General features: G+C 62.6%; 16 protein-coding genes. 7 read left to right on the forward strand and 9 right to left on the reverse strand.

Annotation, left to right across the window (positions count from 1 at the left end):
- Window positions 1–87: 87 nt before the first annotated feature.
- Window positions 88–927 carry an MBL fold metallo-hydrolase gene (locus tag SH412_RS03260; protein ID WP_336522078.1) on the reverse strand — a complete coding sequence of 280 codons (840 nt, stop codon included), beginning with the start codon at window positions 925–927 and terminating at the stop codon, window positions 88–90.
- 249 nt (window positions 928–1,176) lie between these two features.
- The gene (locus tag SH412_RS03265) at window positions 1,177–2,544 is read right to left on the reverse strand and encodes a DNA-directed RNA polymerase subunit alpha C-terminal domain-containing protein (RefSeq protein ID WP_336522079.1); all 1,368 of its coding nucleotides are present in this window, start codon (window positions 2,542–2,544) and stop codon (window positions 1,177–1,179) included.
- 259 nt (window positions 2,545–2,803) lie between these two features.
- Between SH412_RS03265 and frr the strand changes: the two genes are divergently transcribed.
- Window positions 2,804–3,364 carry a ribosome recycling factor gene (gene frr, locus SH412_RS03270; protein WP_336522080.1) on the forward strand — a complete coding sequence of 187 codons (561 nt, stop codon included), beginning with the start codon at window positions 2,804–2,806 and terminating at the stop codon, window positions 3,362–3,364.
- 258 nt (window positions 3,365–3,622) lie between these two features.
- Window positions 3,623–4,507 carry a MotA/TolQ/ExbB proton channel family protein gene (locus tag SH412_RS03275; RefSeq protein WP_336522081.1) on the forward strand — a complete coding sequence of 295 codons (885 nt, stop codon included), beginning with the start codon at window positions 3,623–3,625 and terminating at the stop codon, window positions 4,505–4,507.
- 25 nt (window positions 4,508–4,532) lie between these two features.
- Here SH412_RS03275 and SH412_RS03280 read toward each other — a convergent pair whose 3' ends face one another.
- The gene (locus tag SH412_RS03280; protein WP_336522082.1) at window positions 4,533–5,342 is read right to left on the reverse strand and encodes a hypothetical protein; all 810 of its coding nucleotides are present in this window, start codon (window positions 5,340–5,342) and stop codon (window positions 4,533–4,535) included.
- A gap of 110 nt (window positions 5,343–5,452) precedes the next feature.
- Window positions 5,453–5,941: a hypothetical protein gene (locus SH412_RS03285; protein ID WP_336522083.1), complete on the reverse strand. Its 489-nt coding sequence runs from the start codon at window positions 5,939–5,941 to the stop codon at window positions 5,453–5,455.
- Window positions 5,942–6,166: 225 nt separating this feature from the next.
- Between SH412_RS03285 and SH412_RS03290 the strand changes: the two genes are divergently transcribed.
- On the forward strand, window positions 6,167–7,147 hold the full coding sequence (locus tag SH412_RS03290) for a DUF1207 domain-containing protein (RefSeq protein WP_336522084.1): 981 nt from the start codon (window positions 6,167–6,169) through the stop codon (window positions 7,145–7,147).
- 15 nt (window positions 7,148–7,162) lie between these two features.
- Here SH412_RS03290 and SH412_RS03295 read toward each other — a convergent pair whose 3' ends face one another.
- Window positions 7,163–7,798 (reverse strand): response regulator transcription factor, encoded by a 636-nt coding sequence (locus tag SH412_RS03295; RefSeq protein ID WP_336522085.1) that lies wholly within the window; start codon window positions 7,796–7,798, stop codon window positions 7,163–7,165.
- Window positions 7,799–7,943: 145 nt separating this feature from the next.
- Between SH412_RS03295 and SH412_RS03300 the strand changes: the two genes are divergently transcribed.
- From SH412_RS03300 to SH412_RS03315, 4 genes are all read left to right on the forward strand, one after another.
- Window positions 7,944–8,783 (forward strand): RNA polymerase sigma factor, encoded by an 840-nt coding sequence (locus SH412_RS03300; protein ID WP_336522086.1) that lies wholly within the window; start codon window positions 7,944–7,946, stop codon window positions 8,781–8,783.
- A 171-nt stretch (window positions 8,784–8,954) separates the two neighbouring features.
- Window positions 8,955–12,341, forward strand: coding sequence for a WD40 repeat domain-containing serine/threonine protein kinase (locus SH412_RS03305; RefSeq protein ID WP_336522087.1), 3,387 nt, complete (start codon window positions 8,955–8,957; stop codon window positions 12,339–12,341).
- Window positions 12,342–12,564: 223 nt separating this feature from the next.
- Window positions 12,565–12,696, forward strand: coding sequence for a hypothetical protein (locus SH412_RS03310; protein WP_336522088.1), 132 nt, complete (start codon window positions 12,565–12,567; stop codon window positions 12,694–12,696).
- A 343-nt stretch (window positions 12,697–13,039) separates the two neighbouring features.
- Window positions 13,040–13,933, forward strand: coding sequence for a hypothetical protein (locus SH412_RS03315; protein ID WP_336522089.1), 894 nt, complete (start codon window positions 13,040–13,042; stop codon window positions 13,931–13,933).
- Between the two features lie 12 nt (window positions 13,934–13,945).
- Here the strand turns inward: SH412_RS03315 and SH412_RS03320 are convergent, their stop codons facing one another.
- From SH412_RS03320 to SH412_RS03335, 4 genes are all read right to left on the reverse strand, one after another.
- On the reverse strand, window positions 13,946–15,337 hold the full coding sequence (locus SH412_RS03320) for a transcription antitermination factor NusB (RefSeq protein WP_336522090.1): 1,392 nt from the start codon (window positions 15,335–15,337) through the stop codon (window positions 13,946–13,948).
- Window positions 15,338–15,435: 98 nt separating this feature from the next.
- A complete protein-coding gene (gene aroA, locus SH412_RS03325) occupies window positions 15,436–16,722 on the reverse strand; it encodes a 3-phosphoshikimate 1-carboxyvinyltransferase (RefSeq protein WP_336522091.1) in 1,287 nt (428 codons plus the stop codon).
- 46 nt (window positions 16,723–16,768) lie between these two features.
- Entirely contained in the window at window positions 16,769–17,164 is a 396-nt protein-coding gene (locus tag SH412_RS03330; RefSeq protein ID WP_336522092.1) for a CoA-binding protein, read from the reverse strand.
- A 282-nt stretch (window positions 17,165–17,446) separates the two neighbouring features.
- Complete coding sequence (locus tag SH412_RS03335) at window positions 17,447–18,040, reverse strand: hypothetical protein (protein WP_336522093.1); 594 nt, start codon at window positions 18,038–18,040, stop codon at window positions 17,447–17,449.
- Window positions 18,041–18,485: the final 445 nt, after the last annotated feature.

Below are 18,485 nucleotides of genomic sequence, written 5' to 3' on the forward strand. Positions count from 1 at the left end.
GATCTCTCGCCTTGCGAAACTCTCCTCAGATTCCGTCCGAAGACAGCCTGACGTCTGGTCAGGTTCGCGCGATGGATCCTGCGCGGCCTACAGCCAGAGCAACATCCGGTCGCGCAGTTCCGGCGGCAGTCGCTTCGTGACCGCCTTTTCGATCTGGTGCGTCGGATAGCGCGTTGAGAAGTGCATGGCGATGATCAGCTCGTTCCGGAACCGATCTTTGCGCTCGATCAGGTCGTCCAGATGAGTATGCCCGAACTTGTGGATCTTTTCCTTCCGATGCTCGGGGCGGAAAAACGTCAGCTCGGTAATCAGCAGCCGGGCCTCGTAGACCGGCGGATAGTCGTCGAGCCCGTCCGGCGATGTGTCGCCGGTGTAGCAAACGATCGGAGTCCGTTGTTCGGCGGTGACTTCCGTTCCGGACAGTCGGATATCGCGGATCTGGTCGCCAGAGAGTCCCTGATACTCGGGCTTCAGCTTTCGCCGCCGCGACCAGACGACGTAGCCGACGGAGGGGACGGTATGCCTGGTGCGGAAAGTGGTGACGACATGTTCGCGAGAAAGTTCAATCTCATCGCCGGGGTTGACGCCGATGAGGTTGCAGACCATGCGTCCGCGATCGAGCCGCTGCCAGATCTTCAGCATCCGATCGACGTTTTCGACGTTCTCCGCCGGGACATAGATTGTCGGTGGCTCCATCTTCATCATTCGCCGCCGGGCCACGTAGACCGGCAGCGCCGCCATGTGGTCGAGGTGGGCGTGCGTAATGAAAATCGTGCTGGTGCCGATGAAGTCCCAGGGGCTGCCGCCGAGATCGAACCCCAGTTTCAGCTCGGGAATCCGCCAGTAGCTTTGCACGGCCGCGCGTGAGTAGCCTTCGATCGTCAGGCCGTCGAAATGCAGAGTTCGAACCGGGAGATTTTCCAGCATGTGAAGTCGATGGGCCGGAAAGAGAAGCGACGGGAAACTGGCCTGTCACCAGGGATGACCAGTTTCCGGACAGGGTACCGCTGCGGATGGTTCGCAGCACGGGGAATCATACTGAATGGCGGCGATCGCTGCACCGCAGCGATCGCCGCGGCGGGCTGCATGTACCGGATGCAAACGCCGCAGGCCCGTTTTCTCGCGATGGAACTGCGGGAAAACGGGCCTGCCGGATTCACTGAGGGCCTGCGTCCGTCAGTCGTTGCGGAGCTTCAGCCCGCGTTCGGCGAGCTGCTGACGGATTTCGTTCAGCGAGGTCACGCCGAAGTTCTTGGTCGAGAGCAGATCGTCGGGCGATCGCTGGATCAGCTCGCCAAGCGACGCGATCTGCAGTCGGGCCATGCATTTGCGGGCGCGAACCGAAAGCTGCAGATCGGACACGGCCGAGCTGAGAAGCTGCTGTTCCTGCGGGGAGAGCTCCAGCGGCAGGCCGACCGGCAGTCCGGGGGCATGGGCGGGTTTGGCGACGGCCTGCAGGTTCTGGCCGACAGTCAGCCCATGCTGGGCCATGAGTTCGCGAATTTCGACCAGGGAGGTCTCGCCGAAATTCTTGCCCTGCAACAGGTCGTTCTCGGTGGTCCGCGTCAGGTCGCCCAAAGTCATGATGTTCATGCTTGCCAGGCAATTGCGGCTGCGAACCGACAGCTCGAAATCCGTGACCGGCCGGCTGAGGAGCTGTTCCAGGCGAGCTTCATTCCGGGCGACGTCGTCGTCGTAGAACATGTCGCTCGTCGCTTCAATGTCCTTCATGTACATGCGGGCTCGCGCATGCTCGGGATCGAAGCTGAGAATGCGGCGGAAACAGAAGGCTGCCGCGGGATAATTGCCCCGGTCTTCGTAGAGCAGGCCGAGATTGAGCAGGGCGCCCAGATGGTACGGCGCTTTGCTCAGGGACTGCTCGTACAGACGGATTGCTTCGGAGTCGTTGCCGTAGAGTGCGTTCTCGCCGGCCAGGCGGAAGAGCGCCTGGGCGTGGTGGGGATCCATGTCGACGGCGCGTTCGAAGTACTCGATGGCCCCGTACGTATCGCCGCGGTCGGCGAGAATACAGCCCATCTGATACGAGTATTCGGCCCGCCGGGCGCCTTCCGTGCCGGTGGAGCGGACGACCTGTTCGGCTTCGTCAACGCGTCCCTGCAGCCGGATCGCGCCCGCCCGCTTCAGCGTGGCTTCGACAGAGTCAAAGCCGGCCTTGGCGGCGGCGGCGAACTTTTCGGCGGCCTCCGCCGGTTTATCGAGCGCCAGCAGCGTCAGGCCGTGCACGTAGCTGCCAACCGCGTCGCCAGTGACCCCGGAGAGGATGCGGTTGGCGATCGCGTGCTGAGCCAGCAGGTAAGCACCCACGCCTGCCCGCACGATCGCGCCCGACTGGGTTTCGCCCGCTTCGACTTCGCGCAGCAGGGCGTCGATCTCGATTCGCGTCTGCATGACCTGGTCGGCAGCAATGGCGCGGCGGAACTGAGCCAGTTCGTCCGCCACCATCGGTCCGCGGTTCTGCAGCATTTCCTTCACGTTGACCGGTTCCGGCGCTTTGACGGCCGGCTTTGCCTTGTCTACGGACACGCGTGATCCTTCCTTACCAGATATCTGTCAGAAAAATCGGGAATTCGAGGTTGTACTCGTCGGTCGCGAAACCAGCATCTTATCAAATTAGGTTGTGGCTGCAATCAATCAAGCTGTGGCGGATGTGTACAAAAAAACCGGCGTCACTCGGCCGCCGCAGAGCTTCCCTGCTTCTGCTCTTGCTTTGCGGAAGCGATGGAATGAGATATGGTGCCAATTCGCCGGGACGAAACGACTCGCCAGATTCAGTGAGGGCACGATGGACCAGGATGAGATTCTACTGGACGCCGAAGAACGCATGGACAAGGCTGCACGGGTTGTCCACGACCAGTTGACCGGTTTGCGGACCGGACGGGCGACGTCCGGGCTCGTGGATTCCATCCGGGTTGACTACTACGGTTCGCCGACGCCGCTCAAGCAGATCGCCACCGTCAGCGTTCCCGAACCGCAGCAGATCCTGATTCGCCCCTTCGACGCGGGGATTCTGAACGACATTGCGAAGGCGATTCAGTCGAGCGATGTGGGACTGGCTCCGAATTCGGATGGTCGAGTGATTCGACTGAACATCCCCCCCCTCTCGACGGAACGCCGTCGGCAGCTCGTCTCGCGGGTGAAGGACTTGGCCGAAGATGCGCGGGTCTCGATTCGAAACATTCGCCGCGATGCCAACAAGCACGCGGATCAGGCGCTCAAGGACAAGCTGATGAGCGAAGATCTGCACGAAGCGACCAAGGACGCGATTCAAGAGCTGACCAAGCAATATGAGGGTAAGGTCAATGCTCTTGCCGAGGCGAAGGAAAAAGACATCATGGAGCAGTAGGGCTCCCGGACACTCTCGGGCGTTGAGTCGCAGGAGTTTCTCCAGCCTTCGCATTTTCTGCACCTCGATCGAGAAGTTGCCGCTCGTCCAGGTTTTCGAGACCTTAGTATTCGGCTCGGCCGACAGATTTGGCTCGGAGTCCTCGAATTCCCGCCGTGAACTGCTCTGCCGGCTCTGCCGGTTCTCGCTACAATTCTGCGGTGTTCCGGCGCCAGGTTGGTCCGGTTCGGTGTCTCGCGATTTTCAGGGACAGACGTCGTGACACGTATCCGAACACGCCTCTCCTCGAATCGTCCCTGGCATTCGTTCCGGCTCCTCATCTGCACGCTGCTCCTGGCGGCGACCTGGTCGATGGCAGCCCGTTCGCAGGATCGTCTCCCCGCGGGAGCCGCTCCAGGCGCGAAGCCGGCGGCGGGCGAGGAGCCAGCCAGACCCGAAACAATCATCCCGCGCGAACCGATCGAGGTCCTCTATGCGCTCGGAGCATTCGCCTGGCCGCTGGGCCTGATGTCGATCGTCGTGGTCTGGTTCTCGATCGAACGGCTGGTCGTGCTGCGCCGCGGTCGGGTGATTCCCCGTCCCTTCGTATTCCGGTTCTTCGAGCACCTGGAACAGGGCAAACTCGATTCCCGTTCGGCGGCCGGATTGTGTGAAGAAAACCGCAGCCCGATCGCCTCGATCTTCGCCCACGGCATTCGCAAGTGGGGCAAACCCAGCGTGGAAGTCGAGCAGGCGATTATTGACGGCGGCGAACGCCAGTTGAGCCAGCTCCGGAAGCACTTGCGCGTGCTGAATGGCGCCTCGACCGTGGCTCCGCTGGTCGGGCTGCTCGGGACCGTGGTCGGTATGATCGACTCGTTTAACAATATCGCCGCGCGGAATGCGATGGGAAAGACGCAGGACTTGGCGGCGGGGATCGGCCTCGCCCTGCTGACAACGGCGGTCGGGCTGCTGATCGCCATTCCGGCAATGATCATGTATATGTATCTGGCGGGCCGGGTCGACGCTCTGGTCATCGAGATGGACGGTTATGCTCAGCAGCTCGTCGACCAGATCTCGGCCGAAGGGCTGGCTGAGCAGGCTCGCGGTCGAGCGGCCGCCGCCACGCCCGCGAAATCGACGGAATCACGCCGGGCCGTCTAACCGGCTGCTGAGTTTTCGACCGTCATCAGTCATCGAGCGACGCCCGCGCTGAACGCCCGAGATTGACCGCCTGAGTCTGCGGCAGGACCGGCATTTCCCAGAGCTGTTCGGGAAGCGCCGGCGGATTAACCTGAATCGCGCCGAATTCCATGGCAAGGCTCATCTCGGCCTGCGGCCAGTCGAGCTCGATCCGGCGCGGCAGCACCACCCCGGTCTGCGGGTCGATGAAGTGTTCCCCCAGCCGGGCGGAGGCGATGATTTTTCCGTTGCGGGCAGAATCCCACAGCGTGTGTTCCCGGACGAGTCCGCGGCAGAGATCCACGACAACGATCTGGCGGACCTGCCAGCCGTTGTTCAGGACGTGGTCCGACACAAGCTGCACGGTTCCCGGTTGCATCCCGGGCTGCAGCCGCAATTGCTGAAAATCGTACGGCGACAGTCCGAAGGCTTCCATCAGCCACTGCGGTTCGAACGGCAGGTTGAGCTGCCGGACCGCCAGATCGGCGTCTTCGTGCCTGGCGTAATACACGTGGGGCTGTTTGTTCTGCTTAGCCCAGAACCAGAAGAGATGTTCGTTGGAGCCCAGGTCGACTTCGGTGCCGCCGATCGAATTGACCATCAGCCGAAGGCGTCGCCCCTTCTGAACGGCCAGGTCTCCGTTGAGAGGAAACGGAATCCCTTTGACTCGGATTCCGACTCCGTGGGCGCGCCAGGACTGCAGGCGATCGACGTTCTGATTCAGGTGGGCGACGACTTGTTCGACGGTGGCGTCGGGCGGGAGTACGCAGGGCTGGCTGGCGAACGGGTCTGCCGGTCCGCGCAGCCACGAGCGCATCGACGTGCATCCTGGTAGAAACACGAGGCCCATCGCGGCGGCTGAGCGGAGGGCCGCGCGCCGGCTGATCCGTGAAACGCCGGCGTCATCGCTCCCTGGGCACGCGTGCATCAGCTCCACTCCGCCGCCAGGTGAGTCCGCAGCTCCTGCTGCAATTGCTGTGTTTCGGGGGCGGGGAGCCGGAGGTTGGGCACCTCGAACGACCCTTCGCCGTGGAGACCGGCGAGAACGAGAATTTCTTCCCCGTCCTCTCCGCGTGCGTCGTCGAGCCTCAGTTTGCGATATTTCAGCAACAGGATCGCCAGCACATAACGCAGCCTGTCGTGAACCGGACTGGCTTCTTCGCTGAGCTGTTCGAAGTACCGCATCAGCGGTTCGGGATCCAGGCGAGCCTGACCAGCGGTTGGATCGGCCGGAACCGTCGACGTCCAGTGGCCGATGACCTCCGGCGGCGGCCCCTGCCAGCCTTCTTCAGAAAAGTCGAGCCGCAGCAGTTCGCCATCCTTCTCCACGACCACGGAGTGGCAGACCGAGCCCGGCGTCAGCGGACGGCCGGTCCCTGCGCAGGTCTTTCCAAGTGGTTTGAGGTGGTAGTCCATGGCCCCCGCCGGTGGAATCCAGTTTCATGGCGGGCCGTGTTGTAGGTTCTCAAGACGCCAGCAGCAAGAGGAATCGCCAGCGTGAAACGCGAGGCGAACCCGCGGTCGCGTGTTCGGTCTATTCGAGCTGGAACAGGACTGCTACAACCTCGCGGTTCGCATCGGCCCCGCGCCTCACGCCGCGAGTCCGATCGAAAACGAAGTCGGGTCGAGAAGGCGATTTTCATGGTCATGCGATGGCGGCTGGTGGCCGCGTATCTGGCCGCCTGGGTGACGGTCTCCAGTGCAGCCAGTCTCCCCGGTCAGGACGATCCGTTTCTGGTCGGCGACGGGGTGGGCGGGACGTTCGTCACACACCCGGAGCTACTCACGGACGACTCCGTCCGCGGCTCGTGGCTGGACTCGGTCCGCGAGGACTTTCGTCCGCAGGATTTTCCCGACGAGCCCTGGGGATGGCACCTGCTCCCCGAGGGGTTGCTGTATAAGTCGTATATCGCGGGCGAAAAAGAACCGCGGATGTCGACAGCGTTTCTGCACGAGACCGGCGGAGAAACGCTGTGGGACAGTGCGCTGGGCGGGCGAGTTGGTCTGGCGCGTTTCGGGACAGCGCGAGGCATTCAGCCCGAGGGCTTTCAGATCGACGTCGAAGGAGCCGCGCTGCTGCGAATGCAGCCTCAGGAAGAACGGGACGTCATGTCGGTCGACTTTCGAGCGGGCGTCCCCCTGACCTACCGCGAAGGGCCGTTCCAGGCCAAACTCGCCTACTATCACATCAGTTCGCACGTGGGGGACGAGTACCTGATCAAGAATCCTGGCTACGTGCGGAATAACTACAGCCGCGACGCGTTTGTGCTTGGCGGCGGCTGGTTCCCGATCGATCCGCTACGACTGTACGCGGAGGTCGGCTGGTCGTTCTATGGCACGGGCGGCGATAAACCGTGGGAGTTCCAGACAGGTTTCGAATGGAGTTCGAACCGGCCGACAGGAATCCGCGGGGAGCCCTATCTGGCGGTCAACGCCCAATTTCGGGAGACGGTCGACTGGAACGGCTCCATCAACGTCATGGCCGGCTGGCAGTGGCGCGGTCGCGAGAGCGATCACGTCTTTCGGGCGGGAATGCAATACTTCAACGGCCCGAATTCCCAGTACGTCTTTCTGAACGACCACCAGCAACTGATCGGGGCGGGGATTCGCTACGACTATTAGCGATCTTCGAAACGATCAGGACTGGGCCGGCAAAGCCAGCGAGGCCGCTGACGATTCCGTGTCGATCAGCATATACATGGCGACCAGTTCGGAAATCCGTGCGCCTCCGAGCTTACGGAGAATCGCCGAGCGGTGGGCATCCACCGTCCGCGACGAAATCCCCAGCTCAAAACCGATTTCCTTGCTGATCTGCCCCTTGATAATACAGCGCAGGACTTCGTGCTCGCGCGGCGACAGACAGGCGAACCGGTCCCGCCACTGCTCGATCTGACGGCTTCGTTCGGCACGTTCCAACTCGCTCCGCCAAGCCGACTGCAACGCCTCAAGCATGACCTGCGCGTTGGGGGGTTTCAGCAGAAAATCGTCGGCGCCCGCCTTGATGGCTGCAACGGCGTCGGCAATGGTTCCATCTTCGGCGAGCGCCAGCACTGGCTGACGGTAACCGCGTTGGCGGAGCATCTTCATGGATGCGCCGGCTTCGCCGCGCGGCATGTCCATCGCCACGCAGCCGCGCTCATTCTGCCCGACTTCGGCTAGAAACTGGGCGAGACGGTCGAAGCCTGAAACCTGTCCGCCGACGCTGCCGACCAGCCCAGCCAGCCAGGCCCGCAGCTCTCGATCGCCGTCAATCAGAAAGATGACTGGCTGCACGGAGAACACTTGCGGCGCTGCCGCCGCGTCAGAACGTAATGCGTGAGAACGGCTTGCGGCGATCATCATCCGGGACCCTCGGAATGCGGAAAGCGACCTTGTCACTCTCTAACTGCCGGCCGAATGTCATTTTTTTCAGAAAACGATGAGATTCGGGCAACTTTGTGCGGAATTCCCGTCGACTGACGCTTTCAGCTTTGTAAAAAAAGATATGGAGAGCCGTTCGTCGTCCGACGTGTTCGCGTGTTCCGGGGCGTTAATCCCATCGCGTGCGGTGGTTGATTGTCAGTCACTGGGACTTGAACAAGACAGCGGCGATAGAACGATTTGTGGGCGCCTTACGATGTCTGAATTTCTCGAAAACGCAGGGCATGAGCCAACGTTGATGAGCGGGCACGAGCAGTTTCCGACCACCGTCGCATCTCTGTTAAATGCGCTGCACAACCAACAGGATTCCGCCGCGTGGCGCCAGTTCTCCAGTCGATATGCCGACGTTCTGGTCTGCTATTGCCGCCGACGCGGGCTTCAGCAGGCGGATGCCGAGGACATTTCGCAACAGGTGCTGTTTGCAGTCAGTCGTCAGATTTCGAACTTCCAGCAGCAGCCTGATCGCGGACTGTTCCGGTCCTGGCTGGCAACGATTGCGATTCGCGCGATCTGGAAGCAGCGGCGGCAGTCGTGCCGGACTTCGGCAGGGTCGCTGCAGGACTGCGAACAACTGGCCGAGCCGAGCTGTCAATCGTGGCTGGCGGATTTTAACGCGGCGGTGCTCGATGCCAGTCTGAATCGAATCTGTCCCGAGTTCACCGCTGAGGAATGGACGGCGTTCTGCCGCGTCTGGCAGGCCGACGAGCCTTGCTTGGAGGTTGCCGCCGACATCTGCAAATCGGCAAGTTGGGTCTATCGGACGAAGTACCGCATCCTGGACCGTCTGAAACGCGAGATCGCAGTTCTGGCGGAAGATTCGGCAATTCTCTCGAGTTGAGTCCTGGCGGTAGCGATGGGAATTGCCCTTCGCAGCCAGAAACTAGCGAGGAAGGCGTCCAGGATGCCCTCAGCGGAAACGGGAATTCCGGCGGACGACTCTTCCGCGGAGTGTCCGACGGAGGACGTCCTTCGGCGATTTCTGGCAGGCCAAATTGCCCCAGAAGAGGAAATGGCCTGCAGCCTGCATCTCGACCATTGCCGGCACTGCCAGCGCCGCGCTGAGGAGGCCACTCACCGCGATGCCTGGTCTGGCAAACTGGAATGGCTCCCCTCCACCGCCGACTTGCCGATCCTTGGGTCGACCCCGGGAAGTGAACCAAGTCTGTTTTTGACGCCGCCGCCACCGGTGCTTGTGACTTCGGATACAAATATCGGTCTCGGCCCGAGTTCTGCCGGCAGGCCGGTCGACGGATCGGGATCGACAGGTCTAATTCCGCGATGGCGGGAACTTGAGCAACGGTTTGAAATTCGTGAGACCGTCGGCATCGGCGGCTGCGGGACGGTCTTTCGCGCCTGGGATCGGAGCCTCCACCGGTTGGTCGCGCTGAAAGTCCCGCATTGGCCGCTGTTTGTGCAGGAAGGAATCCGCCAACGCTTCGCCGTGGAGGCCCGGGCGGCGGCCCGTTTGAGCCACCCCAATATCGTCCCGATTTTCGAGGCGCAGATCGATGCCGAGGTCTGTTTCCTGGCGTCGGAATTTGTCGAAGGGCAGTCGCTTGCGGCGTGGCTTGCTGAGCGGCGCACCTCTCAGCATTCAATCGCTTGTCGACTTGCGGCGGCGTTAGTGCGCGAGCTCGCTTTCGGGGTGGAAGTCGCACACTCGCAGGGAATTCTCCATCGCGATCTGAAACCTGCGAATGTGCTGCTCGACTCTTCACGAAGTCAGGACGAACTGCCGTTTGTGCCGCGGATCACAGATTTCGGACTGGCCCGCCTGTCGGAAGAGGCCGGTCCGACAACCGTCGAAGGGAGCGTCATCGGCTCGCTGCCTTATATGTCGCCAGAACAGGCCGCCGGAGGGGGCAGGCGTCTCGGCTTCGGATGCGACATTTATCCGCTCGGAGTCATTTTGTATGAGGCCCTGACGGGGCGTCTCCCCATTCTCGGAACCAGCCCGGCGGATCTGTTGCAGAGAATCGGCAGCGAGTTCCCCATGGAACCGCGCCGTCTGAGGCCTGAGATCCCCGCCGACCTGCAGGCGATCTGTCTGAAGTGTCTGGAGAAGCGCCCACAGGATCGCTATCTCACGGCCCGCGAACTTGCCGCAGATCTGTCGAGATTCCTTGCCGGCGAAACCGTCGTCGCCCGCTGCCCTTCCATGCCGGAACAACTGATCCGGTGGATCCGTCGCCATCCGACGGCGACGACCGTGGTCGCCGCGAATTTCGTGGCTTTGACTGCAGTCGCAATCGTTCTGGCCGTGGCCAATCGCCAGCTCAACACGTTGAATCAGAATCTGGAAGCTGCAGTACAACTGCAGCGGGAAGCGGTTCGCCGGGCTGACGAGCTGCGCGCGGTTTCCGACACACAAAAGATCGAGGCACTTGAAAAGCTCTATATCGCTCAGGTGCGCCGCGCCTCCAACGCCTGGCGAGACCGTGATCTTCCGGAGCTGACGCTGATCGTCGGCCAACTGGACCAGCCTGAGTTTCAGTCCTTTCGCAGCCTGGAGTGGGCCTGGCTCAGGTCCCGTCAGGACAGTCCGTATCGAGAAATCACCCGTCTGCCGTCCGCCGTCTATTCGGTCTGCCTGGCAGGCTCGGGAAACCGTCTGGCCGTGACCGGAAAGGACGCGGTTGTGCGCCTGGTCGATTTCCATTCGGGCGCAATTGTGAACGAATGGTTCACGGAGCAGCGCGAGTGCAATGACCTCGTGTTTTCCGACCACGATCGCATTCTCTGGACTACCGGCGACGACGGCTCGCTTTGCCAGTGGGACGTTGCGACTGGCCGTCGGCTGATTCGTCTGGAGGGCCATGCTCCCGAACAGGCGCACAATATCATCGCGATTCCCGAGGAGAATCTGCTGATCTCGTCTGGAACCGACGGTAAACTCCGGTGCTGGGATCTGCGAACTGGCTCCGCGGGTCGGGTGATCGATGCGCACCGCCGGGCGCTCAACGGGATGTGCCTGTTCCCGGACCGCCGCCGAATCTTCTCGCTGGGGCTGGACGACCAGGCCGCGATCTGGGAACTGCCGTCAGGGCGGCTGGAGTCGGACTGGGATCTGAGCAGCGAAAATCTGAAAGGCTTTACGATTTCCGGAGACGGCCGACGACTGGTTGCGACGATGAGCGACCGTCGCGTCGGTTTGTATGAGATCGGCAGCCGGAAGAAGCTTGCCGAAGTCCAACTGCTCGACGTGATCGACTGCCTGATCGGAGGTCCGGACGCTCGGACATTCTACGCTGCCGACCGACAGGGAGTCATTCATTCTGTCCCGGATGATCCCGAAATGTTCCGCCAGATTGCCGACAACCCTGCGGTCAGTCGAACTGCCGACGGAGTCGCCAGCCTCGTCCGAGCGCACTCGGATCGGATCTTTGACCTCCAATTGACCGCCGACGGGACCGAACTGATTTCGGCCGGCGCGGATGGACACGTCAGGTCGACGCCGGTTACGGCGCTCACGGCTGCACGCGGCACGTTCCGAGCTTCCGCCGAAGTCGACGGAGTCCACAGTCTGCCGGTTGGAACTCGGACGATCTTTTATTCCGAATCGGGATTGGGGGAACTCGACGAACGGATGCGTCCCGCGAGGCCTGGCGCAGCATTGCAGCAGCCAATCCCGGACGCCAGCTTCTTCGATGAACTGGCCGTGACTCCAAGAGGTCGCCCGGTGACCGTTGAGGTTAAGCAGGGACGCGGAGCGAACTGGCTGGTGATCCGCGATTCGGAAACTTTGCAGCCATCGCAGGTCTGGCCATTTTCCTCTCATGATGCCTCCGTGGACGGCATTCATGTCGATCCCCGGGAAACGCTGGCTGTTCTCCGGCGACACTCGTGGAATCGGCTGCAGTTCGTCGAACTGGCGACCGGAAACGAGCAGGCGGAGATGGCCTTCGACGAGAACCTGAGCGATTCGGCGATGTCATCTCAATCGGGTTTGCTGGCGGTCAGCGTCGGCCATCAGGTGGTGGTTCTCGATCCTGCGACTCGGCTGACCCGCTGGTCGGACGGCTCGCCTTCGCAGTCCATCAAAGACCTGCGGTTTTCACGCGATGGGCGGTATCTGGCGGCGGCCTGTTCCGACCGGGCCATCTGGATCTGGGACGTCGAATCTGGAAAGTTGCTGACTCGGCTGACAGGTCATCGGCGCGAAGTGAACGCAGTTGAGTTCTCGCCGGATGGGAAAACCGTGATCAGCGGAGACAGCAGCGGGTTAATCAAATTCTGGCGGCTGGAAACCGGAGACCAGTTATGTGATCTGGAGCTGAATCTTCCCGGCGACACTTGCACCGGCCTGGAGTTTCACGCGATTTCAGAGTCGTTGCTGATTCGGGACGGCGAAGGAACCCTGACCGCGCTCCCGCTGAGACTTCCTGTCCGCCGCTGATCGCCGGTCCCGGCATTGCGACGAGCAAAACTGCAAAGTTGCTGCAAAACGCGCTAACCCGCATGATTCATCAATCAACTCGTCGTTCCGACATCGGCTCGGCCTGAGAGCAAGCGGCGGTCGAACGGCGATCTGCGCCGGGCGGCGCGCAGAACGCCCCCCTCCCCGGGAACGTCGAATGATGATGGCGGGTCCGTGGCCGCGCGACGGGAGAAGGCGTCAGGTGGTGCGCGGCCAGGCCAGCACCGCCTGCGAAATCCGGCGGTACGCGTCCGCAGACGGCCAGCTTACGCTCAACCGGACCGCCACCCGGCGGGCGCTGACCGTGATCTCCGCCGCCTTGATCAGTCGCTGACGCCATGGCGTGGCGAACCCCTCGCCCAGCGGATCCGCGCGACGACGATTGAACCAGCCTCGCCGGTGAGCTGCGTCCGAGAGACCTCGATTCGATCAGTTTTCGGGGGAGGAAATCGAGGGCAAACGGCAGCAAACCCTGTCAACTCACCTCCGGCCTCCTTGTGGCGTTGAAGTGCTGATCTGACAATACCTTCTACGCCGTGGGAGGCCGATGTCTTGGAACGATAGCCCCTGTTTCACAAAACTGGGCTCCCCACGGAACTGGGGGTGTGCTAGGTTTCCCGCCCGACCGCCCGGGACGGCGGTCTGGTCAAGCTCGCGACCGGCGAAGGAACGCCCGAATGCTGCGGATTCTCGGACACTCGACTCTGGCCGTCTTCGCCCTCCTGCTGTGCGCGGCTCCTGCCAACGCCGACGACGGCTATCTGCTCCGCTACAAGTTCCGTCCGGGAATGTTCATTCATCTGAAGATCACGGACAAGATGCAGATCGAGGCGAAGTACAACGCCAACGTCGAGAAGCACGCGAATAAAGCGGTCACCTGGAAGCACTATCGCGTCATCACTGCCGACGAACGGGGTCAGGCGGTCCTGGAGACGCTCAACGAGCGAGTCAGCATGGAACTGAAGTTCGGCGAGCACCCTGCCGTCAACTTCGATACCGCCAATCCCGGGGACAGTCCGGATCCCAAGTTTCAGGCCGTCCTGGCCAGCACCGGCAAGCCGCTGGCGCGGACAGAAGTCACGTCACGCGGTGAACTGGTCAAACTGACACCTCTGGTGACGGACATTCCCGGCGCTGCGGAAGCGAGTAACTTCCTGGTCGTCTTTCCGGAAGAGCCGGTGCCGATTGGCGGAAAGTGGAAGGAATCGTTCGACACGCCGGTGACCGTCGGCAAGACGCTGCAGCAGAATTTCTCGCTGATGCGGGAATACACGCTGGTTTCGGTCGACGGGAATCTGGCTCACATCAAAATGCGCGTCGGCCCGAAGGGCGTCCTGAACGATCCGCAGATGGAAATGCAGCTCATGCAGCGACTGATCACGTCGGACATCGTGTTCGACATGTCGCGCGGGCTGATCGTTTCGCAGCACAATACGGTCGATCGCAACGTCGTCAATCCGCTGGGCCCCGGGTCGCAAGTCAGCGCCATTGGCGATTATCGGCTGGAATTGACCGATAGTCCCGCGGCCGTGCAGCAGGCGGCGGCGGGTGCGAAGACGGAGTCGAAGTAGGATCGGGATCGTTCAGACCCGCTCGATGAGCGCCTGGTAGGCGCCGTCCGCGGGCTGCCCCGGCCAGAGGGTTACTTCCTCGATCAGCCGAAACCTTGGGTTGTGGTCGATGGTCGAGTGGACGACCGCGGTGTTTTCCTCGGGATCGATGCTGCACGTCGAGTACAGGACTCGCCCGCCGACATTGGTCCGGGCGAGGGCGTCGGCGAGCAGCCGGCGCTGGATCATGGTCAGGTCCGCGATCCCTTCGGGCGTAATCCGCCAGCGGGCTTCCGGCCGCTTTCCCAGTACCCCGGTGTTGCCGCAGGGAACGTCGACGAGGACCCGGTGAAACGGTCCCCGTGGCAGGTCGTGGCCGCCCGCGGACACCAGCATTGAACGGATGATCGACAACCCCAGCCGACGGGAGTTTTCGTCGATCCGGTTGAGCCGGCGAGCCTGCAGGTCGGAGGCGATCAGAGTTCCGTGATTCTGCATTAACTCTGCCAGGTGGCAACTCTTGGCGCCCGGTGCAGCGCAGACGTCCCAGACATCCTGCCCCGGCTCGGGGGCCAGCCGGGTCGCGGCGGCCATCGCCGCCAGATCCTGCACGGTGAACCAGCCCTCGGCAAAGCCGGGCCATTCTTCGACGCGAGGGCCGCTGTCGACCAGAATCGACGACGGGTGCGGACCGGGGCGGACCTGCATCCCGGCAGCCTGCCACGCGGCCAGGAGCTCATCGCGCGTGGTGCGCAGTCCGTTCACTCGGGCCGTCAATGTGGGAGGCTGATTGAACCATTGCGTCCAGCCGAGTACCTGCCGCCAGTCGGCGAATTTCAGCCAGCGCGCAATCAGCCACTCGGGGAAACTGGCGGCGGCGGCCAGGTATGCTGCCGGTTCTGTCGCCGGATCGGCGAAGACGGGCTCATTTAGCCGGAGAAAGCCCGCGCCCACGGGCAGCGCATCCGGCCCCGGTTCGGTCACAGGCTCGTTGGTGACAAGTCGCGTTGCGCCACGGAGGACGCCGTTGACGAAGCCCGTCCAGCGGACGCGGCCGGCCCGGCGGGCCAGCTCGACCGTTTCGTGGACCGCGGCGTGGTGCGCCATGCCGGGCATGAGGGCGATCTGGTAGACGCCGAGCTGCAGCAGCAGCCACAGCTCCTCCTCCATCGCCTCGCGCGGCCGCTTGACCAGTTTTCGCAGCAGCGCATCGAGCGTATCCTCCCGGCGAACGACGCCGAAGACCAGCTCCCGCGTCAATCCGCGGTCCTGAGCCGTCAATCCCGCGGCGTCCAGCCGCTCGTCGAGGAGCTCGCTGGGCCACTGGCCCGATTCGCGACTGTCCCGCAGGACCTGGTAAGCCAGTTCGCGTGCGCTGCCGGCGGCGAGCCCGAACCGGCGCGGAGCGGAGAACTCTTCAGGCATTTCGTGGCGTCCTCAGGTCGCAGACCATTCGCTGCAGTCTGCTGCTGCCACGCGGCGAGTCGTGCTGGTGTTGGTGGAAGAGTCGCGCAGGGTGCGTTTCACCGAAACGGGTCGCACAGCCGGTTCAGGTCCCGGAAGTAGTCGGGGTAAGTCTTTGCGGTGCAGCCTGGATCGAGAATCCGGATGCCTGGCGCCCGCAGGCCGATCAGCGAAAAGCTCATCGCCATCCGGTGATCGTCGTAAGTGTGGACCTCGCCGGGGGAGACGGGACCGGGATAAATCGTCATGCCGTCGGCGTGCTCGTCGGCCCGGATGCCCAGCCGCTGCAGTTCAGTGACGACCGCAGTAATCCGGTCGGTTTCCTTATGGCGCACGTGGGCAATGTTCCGGATCGTGGTCGGACCATCGGCAAACGGGGCGACCGCGGCCAGAGTCTGGGCCGTGTCGCTGATGGCATTCATATCGATGTCGATGCCCCGCAGCGGCCGCCCCTGGACGGTAATCCGGTCGACGCCCCATTCCACGTCGCAGCCCATCTGTTCGAGAGCGTCGACAAAATGGACGTCTCCCTGCAGAGCGTCGCGCGAGAGCCCGAGAACGGTGATCCGTCCGCCGGTGATCGCCGCCAGTCCAAAAAAATAACTCGCCGCCGAGGCGTCCGGTTCGATGTCGTAGTGTCCGCCGCGATAGGTCTGAGGGCGAATCCGGTACGATCCGGGCTGGACGTCGACTGTCACGCCGAACTGCCGCATGACCCCCAGAGTCATCTCGATATAGGGTTCCGACACCATCGGCCCGGTCAGACGAAGCTCCAACGGGCTGCGGGCGCAGGGGGCGGCCATGAGGGCGGCACTGAGAAACTGGCTCGACTTCTCCGCGGAAACGGTCGCGACGCCCCCTTCCAGCCCCTGCGAGGTCACCACGACCGGCGGCGAATTCGTGCCCAGTTCCGATCGAACTTTGACGCCGAGCTGTGCCAGCGTTTCCAGCAGGTCGTCGATCGGCCGCTGTCGCATCCGATCGTTGCCGTCGAGACGGTAGATTCCGTGGCCGAGGGCGCACATTGCCGTCAGAAAGCGGATGCTGGTCCCGCTGTTCTCCAGCCACAGATTTGCTTCGCCGGCCGGGATTTTTCCGCGACAGCCCACGATTTCGACGGTACATGCTCCAGAGTCGGCGAGCACGTGCAACCCGAGCCGCTTCAAGCTGTCGAGCATGACCTGCGTATCGCGACTGTCGAGAACGCCGGTCAGGTGCGACGGACCGTCCGCCAGGGCCGCGACGACCAGCGCGCGGTTGGTCAGGCTTTTCGATCCCGGCGGTCGGATTTCGCCAGTCACCGGGTGGAGGATCGGCAGAATCTCGATAGATTTCTCTGCGTTCACGCTCGACACTCGCAATCGATGAAGCACTTTTGCACGGCGACTACCACTAGCGATCTCCAAATTCCGACGGACTTGCCCCCAGGTCGACGATGCTGCAGGCATTGATGACCGGCAGTCCCAGTTCTTCCGCCCGCTGCAGCAACGCCTCGCTCTCGCTGCCGGGGTTGAGCCAGATTTCCGACGGCTGTTTGGCGGCGAACTGTTCCAGCAGCGTGATCCCGATCTCCGGCGGAACGTAGACCGTGATCCGATCGAGACGCTCGACGGGAACGTCGTTCACGCTGGGCCAGACCTGCTGCCCCTCGATGGTCGCGGCGCTCGGGTTGATCGGAAAGACTCGATAACCCTGCCGCAGGTGAGCCCTGACCGACTTGTTGCCGTATTTGGCGCGATTCTGGCTCGCTCCGACCACGGCGACGGTCGGCTGTGGCGTTTCAGTCACTTCTCTGCTCCTGCCTCCAGGCCGATCGATCGATTGACGGCTCCGGCTCTACCGCGTTGGTGCGAAATTCTGTCGGTTCCGCCCGAAAAAGGGTCCAACGCGAGATTCTACGGCGGGGGAGAGATCCGGAGAAGTCTGCCAAAGGATTCGGCGACCGTCGGTTGATTCGCTGCTCGACAAGCCAACCAATGATTACCAGGACTGAGCCGGCGGGAAATGCACCAAGCCCGACCGGCAGGTGCCGATCGGGCTTGGCGTGAATTCTCGGATCGAGCCGACTCGTTACTGGAATCCGGTCGACTGCGGTCCGGCACAGCGAATCAGGTGGTCGTGGTCGATGTAGACGACCTGAATCGATTCGTCCTTGTGATGGAACGGCACCGGCCAGTCCGAGCGGATGACCTTGTCGTAGTAGACCGTGCACTTGTAGTGGCAGTGGTGGAGTCGGGCCGGGCCGACCATCGGGTAGAACCGGCAGTCGTCCATGCGGTCGACGATGGGCTCGACGACGATCCGCACGTTGTTCCGGTTGGTTTCGGCGAGGAAGGACCAGCCGCCGGACGTTTCGTTCGGCATGGCCATCATGACCTCGTCGGGCGACGGAGGATCCTGGCAGAAGAGGGGGGCGTGCTCCCCTTCGACCGGATCGAGAATCGGCACTTTGTCGTACCGTTCCTCTTTCTTGTACGTATCTTCGATCAGCTCGCTGTAGTACGGGCTGACTGGAATGGCGGGGGTCGTCCCGAAGAAGGCCGAACCGATGAATGCCATCTTGAGGAAGTCTCCGAGCAGGACGCAGCCGCTGTTGCTGGCGGTCAGCAGGCCGATGCCCATCAGCAGCGAGACTCGCTTCAGCAACGATCCTGGCTTCTTCATCTTGCCTCTCCGGAATCAGCGGGAAAAACCCCCGCCTGCATCACACCGTCTGCTTGGAAGGGATGGTCGAGTCCGGCCCGTGGAGAAACATCACTCGCGGGGACTATCGACCGACAATCTCTTTATCGTTCGGCGACTGCGGGAAACTTGCGGGATTCTGACGCTTTTAACGATTCTTCCAGATTCGCCGCCCGGCTCAGGGGATTCTCCAAGTCGAGCCGCGGGCGGCAGTTCCGCCGCACGCCTCGAAATCGCCCTCAAGCCGCCTGGAATGAAAACGCCCCGGAGCGATGACTCCGGGGCGTTGCGCCATTCAGCTTGCAACCGGCCGTACCGGCGGCGCCCTCGGGCCTCCGCCAACCACGGCCAGCCCACTTCGGATCGGGTCCTGTGCGAGCAGACCGGGACAGGCCCATCCTTCTCAGACGGACCTGCCAGACGGTGG

Source organism: Planctellipticum variicoloris (genome assembly GCF_030622045.1).
Lineage (GTDB): Bacteria > Planctomycetota > Planctomycetia > Planctomycetales > Planctomycetaceae > Planctellipticum > Planctellipticum variicoloris.

Coding starts and splice junctions, on each gene's coding strand:
- SH412_RS03290 (WP_336522084.1), top strand. CDS start 6,167: ATGGTCATGCGATGGCGGCTGGTGGCCGCGTATCTGGCCGCCTGGGTG.
- SH412_RS03300 (WP_336522086.1), top strand. CDS start 7,944: ATGAGATTCGGGCAACTTTGTGCGGAATTCCCGTCGACTGACGCTTTC.
- frr (WP_336522080.1), top strand. CDS start 2,804: ATGGACCAGGATGAGATTCTACTGGACGCCGAAGAACGCATGGACAAG.
- SH412_RS03280 (WP_336522082.1), bottom strand. CDS start 5,342: ATGCGCTCGTGGCTGCGCGGACCGGCAGACCCGTTCGCCAGCCAGCCC.
- SH412_RS03305 (WP_336522087.1), top strand. CDS start 8,955: ATGGCCTGCAGCCTGCATCTCGACCATTGCCGGCACTGCCAGCGCCGC.
- SH412_RS03320 (WP_336522090.1), bottom strand. CDS start 15,337: ATGCCTGAAGAGTTCTCCGCTCCGCGCCGGTTCGGGCTCGCCGCCGGC.
- SH412_RS03285 (WP_336522083.1), bottom strand. CDS start 5,941: ATGGACTACCACCTCAAACCACTTGGAAAGACCTGCGCAGGGACCGGC.
- SH412_RS03315 (WP_336522089.1), top strand. CDS start 13,040: ATGCTGCGGATTCTCGGACACTCGACTCTGGCCGTCTTCGCCCTCCTG.
- SH412_RS03260 (WP_336522078.1), bottom strand. CDS start 927: ATGCTGGAAAATCTCCCGGTTCGAACTCTGCATTTCGACGGCCTGACG.
- SH412_RS03335 (WP_336522093.1), bottom strand. CDS start 18,040: ATGAAGAAGCCAGGATCGTTGCTGAAGCGAGTCTCGCTGCTGATGGGC.